Annotated in this window: 1 protein-coding gene and 1 pseudogene; both read right to left on the reverse strand. The window is 45.6% G+C overall.

What is annotated here, in order from left to right; translation table 11 throughout:
• Positions 1-98: 98 nt before the first annotated feature.
• On the reverse strand, positions 99-368 hold the full coding sequence (locus tag AAZR23_RS20705) for a PAAR domain-containing protein (protein WP_434694504.1): 270 nt from the start codon (positions 366-368) through the stop codon (positions 99-101).
• Between the two features lie 98 nt (positions 369-466).
• A pseudogene (locus tag AAZR23_RS20710) lies at positions 467-702 on the reverse strand (hypothetical protein); the annotation flags it as partial.

Genomic DNA, 702 nt, shown 5'->3' on the forward strand with positions numbered 1-702 from the left:
GTAAAACATATTGCGGTCTGGCAACTGCAATAGTTCAACAAAAAATCAAAAGGGGGTCCCAATGGGGTGTACTTACAATTACAGCTCCTGCTGTCTGTTTAACCAACCTTAACGGTTGATTTTCCGGTTAATACACCGCCGCAGTTAACTCTGTCACCACTTCTTGCTGCGGGCTTCCCGTCAACAAAAACACTCACAGAACCGCCGGCAATATTCCGGCTGTGATTACCGTGAGATTCCAGAGCATCGCCCTGCCGGGCAATGCTTTTGTTATCCGCTCTGACGGTACGGGAGCCGGATATGACCTTAGTGGGTTGATGGTTGTCATGGCCGGTACCAATGTCCCCGATAAGAATGACAGAAGGCATACAGCTCCTTATTCAGTCAGAATAAGCCATTACAGTGCAGCAATAATGGCTCTCTTTTAGGTTAATGAACAACGATTACCTTACCGTCGATAACGGTGTTAATTAACCACCGTGACTTTACCGTCAATGATCGACAAGTAAGGCGTAGATATGAAAACATCATCACTGATTTTATCTATTTCTATTAATAACGGTGATATTCTTCCATACCCCTTTTCAAACCGGAAAATCCTCCCGCCCATGTAGGTATTTAATTCAAATCCCGCCCAGTCTACAGGGGCGGCTTTGTAGCCACGGGCAAAATAGCCTTTGTAGTCCATTGATTCCCACATCC

It is taken from the genome of Morganella sp. Je.2.23 (assembly GCF_051129855.1).
In the GTDB taxonomy this organism is placed as follows: Bacteria; Pseudomonadota; Gammaproteobacteria; order Enterobacterales; family Enterobacteriaceae; genus Morganella; species Morganella sibonii.

Bases quoted from the DNA above. Each gene is read 5' to 3' on its own strand.
- AAZR23_RS20705 (WP_434694504.1), bottom strand. From the start codon at position 368: ATGCCTTCTGTCATTCTTATCGGGGACATTGGTACCGGCCATGACAAC.